7 protein-coding genes and 1 pseudogene are annotated in these 6,993 nt (G+C 67.8%); 1 reads left to right on the forward strand and 7 read right to left on the reverse strand.

Translation table 11 applies throughout. The features are described 5' to 3' along the window. Nucleotides 1-15: 15 nt before the first annotated feature. The 7 genes from ABT360_RS18580 to ABT360_RS18610 form a co-directional block, all read right to left on the reverse strand. A complete protein-coding gene (locus ABT360_RS18580) occupies nucleotides 16-216 on the reverse strand; it encodes a DUF7439 family protein (RefSeq protein ID WP_351817096.1) in 201 nt (66 codons plus the stop codon). Further along, entirely contained in the window at nucleotides 213-1,022 is an 810-nt protein-coding gene (locus ABT360_RS18585) for a peptidoglycan recognition protein family protein (RefSeq protein ID WP_351817098.1), read from the reverse strand. The genes ABT360_RS18580 and ABT360_RS18585 overlap by 4 nt, the downstream gene beginning before the upstream one ends. Before the next feature lie 64 nt (nucleotides 1,023-1,086). Beyond that, nucleotides 1,087-1,440, reverse strand: a complete 354-nt coding sequence (locus ABT360_RS18590) for a DUF2746 domain-containing protein (protein WP_351817101.1) — start codon at nucleotides 1,438-1,440, stop codon at nucleotides 1,087-1,089. Then, a complete protein-coding gene (locus ABT360_RS18595) occupies nucleotides 1,437-2,744 on the reverse strand; it encodes a tail fiber domain-containing protein (RefSeq protein WP_351817104.1) in 1,308 nt (435 codons plus the stop codon). The genes ABT360_RS18590 and ABT360_RS18595 overlap by 4 nt, the downstream gene beginning before the upstream one ends. Before the next feature lie 12 nt (nucleotides 2,745-2,756). After that, nucleotides 2,757-5,225: a siphovirus ReqiPepy6 Gp37-like family protein gene (locus tag ABT360_RS18600; protein ID WP_351817107.1), complete on the reverse strand. Its 2,469-nt coding sequence runs from the start codon at nucleotides 5,223-5,225 to the stop codon at nucleotides 2,757-2,759. Beyond that, a complete protein-coding gene (locus tag ABT360_RS18605) occupies nucleotides 5,225-6,073 on the reverse strand; it encodes a phage tail domain-containing protein (RefSeq protein ID WP_351817110.1) in 849 nt (282 codons plus the stop codon). Before ABT360_RS18605 ends, ABT360_RS18600 begins: the two co-directional genes overlap by 1 nt. Further along, a complete protein-coding gene (locus tag ABT360_RS18610; protein WP_351817113.1) occupies nucleotides 6,070-6,825 on the reverse strand; it encodes a hypothetical protein in 756 nt (251 codons plus the stop codon). The genes ABT360_RS18605 and ABT360_RS18610 overlap by 4 nt, the downstream gene beginning before the upstream one ends. An 89-nt stretch (nucleotides 6,826-6,914) precedes the next feature. Between ABT360_RS18610 and ABT360_RS18615 the strand changes: the two are divergent. Next, nucleotides 6,915-6,993: pseudogene (locus ABT360_RS18615) on the forward strand (CHC2 zinc finger domain-containing protein); the annotation flags it as partial.

The raw sequence follows: 6,993 nt of genomic DNA on the forward strand, positions 1-6,993 counted from the left end.
CAAGGGGGCGCAGTGTTACTCGGCGTCGGGCCGCTCGACCAGGCCCAGAGCTGTCGCCACCTGAACGATCAGAGCGACTTCGGGCTTGTCGGCGTAGACGATGGCGGCGATGCTCACCAGGACGCCCAGGGCCGCGATGACGGCCCCAGCGCGCGAGCGGTAGCGGACGGGCAGGGCGGACAGGAAGACCCCCATGGGCTTGCGGTGCTTGTTCATCGGCGGCCCGCCTGCTTCTGGAGAGCGATGAAGCCCTGGGGCCCGATCCGCGGGTCGTGCAGGCCGCTGCGGAACTTCGGGTTGCGGTCGTGGAAGCGGGCCACGGCTCGCTGAGTCTCCGGACCGTAGAAGGTGGTGTACGCGCCCGCGATGGGGCCGTACCCGGCCTTCACGAGGAGCTGCTGAAGCTCCTTCACCTGGGCGTGCTTGGCGCCCGGCTTCACCGCCGCGTTCAGGCCGACAATCTTCGAGACCGGCTTCGGGGCAGGCTTCGGAGCGGGCTTCGGTGCCGGCGGCTTCGGCTTCTCGGGCTCGGCCGCCTTCGGGGCAGGCATGCCGTCCTTCACCCACTGGTACAGATGGACGCCGGGGCAGGCGGTCGCGAAGCCGTCCTTGTGTCCCCGCTTGGCCAGGGCCCGGCCGGTCCGCTTGCACGCCTCGTCGTACAGCGCACGCACCGAGGCGAGCGCCTTGTCCGAGGGCTTCTGGTCGCCGCCGATGGCGACGTACACGCCGAACCCGGAGACGTTGTGGTCGGGACAGTGGGCGCCCTGAAGGTCCCAGCCCCGGCCCTCGTAGACGGTCCCGTTCTGGTCGACCATGAAGTTGTAGCCAGTCCCGGCCCAGCCCTGGCCAACGTGGATCTTCTCGACCTCGCGCGGGACAGCAACGCCGGTCGAGTGGGCGGGGACACCGCCGTGATAGTGGACGAAGAACTCGGTGCGCTTGGACAGCGGGACCTCGGCGGGGTCACCGTTCCAGGGCTTCGCGCCCCAGGACTTACGGCTGACGATCGAGACAGACACGGGACATACCTCCGGGCATGACAAAGGCCCCGCACCAGGCGGGGCCGCAGGGGACGTAATCGGGTCAGCTGTCGCGCAGGACAGCGGAAGAGATGTGGGTGTCGAGACGCTCAGAGACGGCCATGCGCTCGACGCGCTCGTGGGACAGCTCGGCGCGCAACTCGCGGATGTCCCGGCTGTGCTCGGCTTGTCCCGCGAGGACGAGATCGAGTCCCGAGATCACGCGGTCCAAGTCGTCTCGCAGGTTCGTGCTGTGGGTGTTGGAGACTTGCTCGCGGGCTTCCTGCGCGTGCTCGCGCACTTCGGCGAGGGCTGTCCCCTGGCGCCTGACCAGCTCGACGAGGACGCCCATGAAGGCCGCGGTGACCACTCCGCCGGCAGAGACAAGAGCAACCTGAACGTTCGGGTCAAGGCTCATCGGGACATGTCCCTTACGAGCTGCTCCAGACGCTCGATGCGCTCGGCCTGGTCCTGCACGACGGACAGAAGGGCAACGCCGAGAAGGTCGTAGCGCAGGGCGTCGATGCGTCCCTCTTCGTCGTAGGTGACGATCTCGGGAAGCGTCTCCGCGACCTCTTCGGCGATCAGGCCGAACTCGTCCCGCAGGTAGTCGCCGCCCTCTTCCTTCGGGCGCCGGTCGTAGACGCGGGGACGCAGGGACAGAACTGCCTCGGGGTCGATGTCGATGTCCCGGATGTTCTGCTTGAAGCGGCGGGACGAGGTGTTCCGCGCGAAGGTGCCGTCGCCCTGAACCCACACCGCGTAGTACGTCCCGGAGCCGCTGACACTGTCGTTGTGGACGCGCTTCGTGCCGTTGGCCCACGCAATCGTGTCCCCGGCCTCCAGGTAGGACGAATGGGAGTGGGACGACGGCGGGAACGTCGAGGGCTTCGAGGTGATGCTCGACCAGGAGTGGGAGTGCGACGAAGGCGCGAATGTCGCCGGGACGTTGTTCAGCTCCGACCAGTCGTGCTCATGTGCGGTCGGGGCGAAAGCCGTCGGCTTGTTGGTGACCTGCGACCAGTCGTGAGTGTGAGACGTCGGGGGTAGGGACGTGGGCGCGTCGGTAATGTCCGCCCACTTGTGACTGTGCGCGGACGGCGGGAACGTCGCGGGCTTGCCGGACAGATTCGACCAGTCCACGGAGGACAGGAGTGGGGTCCAGGCCGAGCCGTTCCAGAACTCCCAAGAGGTCGTCCAGTTGTTGAAGCCAAGCTGCCCGTAGCGCGGGGACGTGGGCCGCGTGTTCGTACCCCACGCGCCGACGCGCGAGCCGACGAACGGCCGGGTCGAGGTGATGTCCCCGGAGACGATCGAGGTCACATTGGCGTTCACCGTGACACTCGCGAGGGCGATCTCGAAGATGCCCGTGTCCGTCTGGGTCAGCGCGGCCGGGGTAGTCGAGCCCGAGGTGCCCTGCTTCACCGCCAGGACGATGGAGTTCAGCGACGGGTCGAGACGCAGGATCACGCGGTCTACTCGAACCGCGGTGCCGGCGGTAGGGATCGCGACCGTCTCCGTCGCGGTGGACTGCACCATGTGCCCGCGAAGAAAGGCCAGGCCCGAGCCGACGTTCACGTTCATGCCGGTTGCAGCAGTCACGTAGAAGCCCGAGGCGCCGTACGAGGTCGCGACGCCCGAGTCCTGGAACTCGCGGAACATCTGGCTGTACTGCGTCTCGGTGACGACCTGGGCGTCAAAGGGGTAGGAGGTGATTGCCAAGAGGGTGACTCCTTAAAGGGCCGCGCCCGCGTCCTCAATGACCAGTTGCGACAGGGAGCCCGGCAGGTAGCGGACCATTCCGTACGTCGCTGCGGCCCGGCGGGTGTTGAGCGTGACGCCGACCGTGATCAGTCCGGCCGGGGGGTTGTTGATGTAGCAGTTGATGTCGAGGCCGGTCGCCGTGTTCGAGTCGTCGTCGAAGGTCGTGCTGAAGGCGTCGCCAACGAGCGTGCTCGTTGTGGTGACCGTCGACCCGGCCGCCCAGCGAACGGTGGTGTAGGCGCCCTGCTTGGCGTAGCGAACGGTGCTGTTGTCGCCCGTGCCGTCCGTGTCCACGGCGGCGATCCGGAGCACGACCTTGTAACAGCGTCCCGCCTCGGCCGTGAACTGCTGCGAGTAGATCAGGGTCGACGTGTCGCCGACGTATGCCGAGGTGGCGAGCGTCTGCATGGCGAGCACGCCCTTCGCGGCCTTCTCGTTGAAGGCGGAGGTGCGCCAAGCCGTCCAGCCCGCCGCGTCGTTGCCTGTGCGGGTCCACTCCTCGACCGTTGTCGGGCTCAGCCGTAGCCATGTCTGGTGGGCATAGGTGCTGCCGGTCGGGCGGACCGTGCGCAGCGTTCCGTACTTGCCTCCGGTGCCGAAGGCCCATCCGCCGGCACTGGCCTGTGACTCGGTCATCGTCAGCGTGGACACGCCGTAGGGGTACGCGCCGGGCAGAGAGCTTTGGGTGTACTGGGAGGGGATCAACTGGGCGTCGAAGCCCACCTGCCGCCAGGGAGACCAGCCGCTCTCGTCGCTTCCGCTGCGCTCCCAGTCCTGCGTGCCTTCGGAGGTGCTCAGGCGGCTCCAGCGCTGGTGGGCATACGTGCCGCCAGGGTTGCGGAAGGTGCGCAGGACGCCGTACCCGGCGCTCGCGAAGGCCCAGCCGCCCGCGCTCGCCTGCGTGCTGTCCAGCACCAGCCAAGAGTCACCGTGCGGGTAGGCGGTCGGCAGGGAGGTTTGCGTGTAGTTCGCTGCGGTGAGCTGACTGTCGAATGCGACCTGCCGCCAGGGAGACCAGCCGGTTGTGTTGCCACCACGAACCCACATCTCGTGCGGGGTGGTGTTCGAGTGCACGCGGCGCCACATCTGCACGGCGTCACCGCCGGTCCATACCTGGGTGGTGACGATGCCGTACTTACCGCTGAAGTCCCATCCGCCTTGGGTTGCGGCGGTGGCGCTCAAGTAGAACTGAACCGTCTCGCCCTGCGGGTACCCCGAAGGAGGCGTCGCCTGGGTGATACCGGTGTACGGGATGACCCGCGCGCCGGGCGGGGTGGATTCGGCTGTGCGCTCCAGCGAGGAGACGCGGGACTCCAAGTCCTTCTGCGCGGCAGCCGCCGCCGCGTCAGAGGAAAGCGGGGTGGGGTCGCCCAGGGTGGCGCCGAGCCGGTAGCCGTCCGAGTCGACCTTCAGGACCATGCCCGTGACGACGGCCGCCATCTCCGTGTTGCCGACGATCACGGAGACCTTGTCGCCGAGGAACCAGTCACGCCCGAAGTCGAGGGCGCTGTCCTCCATCGGTACGGCCTGCGCAGCCTTGACGGTTGTGCCGCCATCGGCGAGGGCCTCCGTGCCCTTCTGTGTCAGCTCGGCCGTGTCGGTCGAGGACCGTTCGTCGATGAAGTTCTCGATCCGGCGGCCCCAGTCCGTCTCGGCCGCGATCGAGTCGGCGTTGTCGACGGGGACGAAGAGGCGGTTCGAGCCGTCTCCATCGCCGCCCACAATTACTCGGGTCTTTGCCGGAGTCGACACCGACACCCGCTGGCCCGCGAGCGTGTTGTTCACGACGCCGAGACGGGCTTCCTTCGTACGGTCGGCGACCGCGTACGTCTCGAAGACGAGGTTCGAGCCGCGCTGCACGATCCGGAAGCCGAGGCCGTTTGGCTCCGCCAGTTCCTTGCACAGCTCGCCGAGCTGCTGGAAGCGGGCCGCCTTGCTGACGATCGCGCCCCGCGCGCCGTTCGTGCCCATGATGAGCCCGGCCCGGCGCCGGTTGGTCGGCGCGCTCGGGCCGCAGTTCGCGTTGACGTAGTAGTGCATGAGCGTCTCGGCCGCGTCGGTCCGATCGTCGAAGGCACGGGCCTGCGTCGAGGCGTCCCCGTTGGTCGGCTCCGGCCAGGCGAGCATGTCCGCCAGGATGATCGTGTCGTCCACGCCCTCGACGGTCAGCGTGCCGAGAGGGTCAGTCGCCGTGACGGCGTTCTCCGTCTTCGTCACCGGCCCCGAGAACAGAACGTCGCTGGGGCCGGTGACGATGATGCCTGCGCCGGGCGTGGACAGGACGGCGGCGAGCGGGTGCTCGGCGTTCAAGCTGAGCTTCCACGTCCCGACGTTGTTGTGGATGTCCTCCGCGTCCATCGTCAGGAGATCCGCGGGTATGGCACCGACGCGGGTCAGCGTCTTGTCACGCACCTCGACGAGGAGATCCTCTTGTCGCACTAGATCACCACCCACTTACGAGGTCGCCAGGAGCACACGACCCGGCTGGCGCTCGTCGTGTTGAGAAGGGAGGCCGTCGCCGTCGAGACGCCCGGCGGGATGGACCAGAAGTGCGGGGCCGCAGCCAGCGAGGCGTACAGGTTCGCTCCGGTCCCGTCCTTGACCGTGCCAGCCCCCATGTCAACGACGAGCTTCTGTCCGGCCGTGAGCGTCCCCGTCCAGTGCAGGGTTCGGCCGGCGGGACTGATCGCCTTGAAGTTGTCGCCCGGACCGGTCACCTCCCACACGGGGTAGGCGGCCACGTCGCCTTCGTTGGAGAGCGACACGGAGCCGATAGCCTGCGACGAGGCCAGCGGCATGGACGACATGGACGACAGGAACGCGCCCGACGAGGCCCCGCCGATGGCGACTGTCTGCGGGGACTCGGCGAGGAAGTACGGGCTCGGCGCCCGCAGGGTGATGACAGTCTGGACATCGCGCGAGCCAGCGCCCGTGTCCATCTCGCCCCCGCCGATCCAGGCGACTGCCGTAGACCAGCGCAGCCCCCCGTTGTCGATGTACGTCAGGGTGAGGCCGTTCTCGTCGGCCAGGACCCGCGCGAGGCGGGTGACCAGTTCGGAGAGGTGGACCCTGTCCCGCCCCACGATGTCGAGGGGGATGTCGATGTCGCGGGGGAGGACGCGCCGCCCACGGTAGGCGGCGCCGTCCCCTGCGCCTTCGAGCCACTGAACGGAGAGCTGGGGCAGGCCCAGGCCGGTTGCCCCGGCGAGGGCCTGAAACCCAACTCCTTCCATCTCGAACCCGTCCAGGTTGAGCCTGTCCGAGGACGAACTCAGCTCCAGCTTCACCAGCCGACCATCCTTGCCCGCGAGGCAGCCGCGAACAGCTCCTCCTCGGACGAGAGGGAGCTTCCGGAACCTGCGTAGTAGTTGAGAACCTTCGTCGCGGCCTGGCCCGAGCCAGCCACCGAGAGGCCGCCAGAGACAGCGGCCGTGACCTCGCGGGACACCCCGGAGGTAGCGCTCGACGCAAGCGCGTTGGTCGCGCGCTCGACCCGCCCGCGCTCGTCCTCGACACCCAGGCCGAAGCCCTTGCCGACGAAGGAGCCGAGCTTGCGGAACAGACGCGAAGGACTGTGGATGTCGAGAGCCTTCTTGATGGCCTTGACCATCGAGTCGGCGATCTTGAGCATCTGCTTCTCGATCGCGCCTTGCTGAGCCTCCAGGCCCTTGACGAGGCCCTCGGCCGCCTGAATCCCCGCGTCGTACATGTAGTGCGCTGCGGTGGACCCGGCCTTCGTGGCGTACTTCTCCAGCTCCTTTTGCAGCTCGTTGACCTCGGCCACGCCCGACGCGCCCGCGTTGGCGATGGCCTCGGCTGCGGCGAGTCCGGCTTCCGGTCCGGCCATGGCGATCTGATCGAACGAGGTCTGATTCAGGCCGAGCTTCTTGAGCTTCGCGAGCACGGTCGCGAAGCGCTTGGCCTGCTCAACTGCGTTCTTCAGGGAGTTCGAGATCGTCTCGAAGGTGGCGTCCTGGACCTTGGTCACGTCGCCCGTGCTGATGACCTTGTCGCGGACCTTCTCGGCGTAGTTCGCCAAGTCCTCGCGGAGCTTGTCGAGCTTTTCCTGAGCCGCCTTGAGCTTCTTTGCCCCGGCCTCCCACAGGGTGTTCTGGAGCAGCGGCTCGCGCAGCGTACGGCAACCTCAAGGGCCTGTGCCCCTTCCACGACGAGAAGTCCCCCTCCTTCCAGGTGAGCCCCAGCAAGG

Origin of the sequence: Streptomyces sp. NPDC000229, assembly GCF_040300825.1 — a bacterium.
Lineage (GTDB): Bacteria > Actinomycetota > Actinomycetes > Streptomycetales > Streptomycetaceae > Streptomyces.

Excerpts from the sequence above, each read along its gene's own strand:
- ABT360_RS18580 (WP_351817096.1), bottom strand. The coding sequence starts at position 216 with ATGAACAAGCACCGCAAGCCCATGGGGGTCTTCCTGTCCGCCCTGCCC.
- ABT360_RS18590 (WP_351817101.1), bottom strand. The coding sequence starts at position 1,440 with ATGAGCCTTGACCCGAACGTTCAGGTTGCTCTTGTCTCTGCCGGCGGA.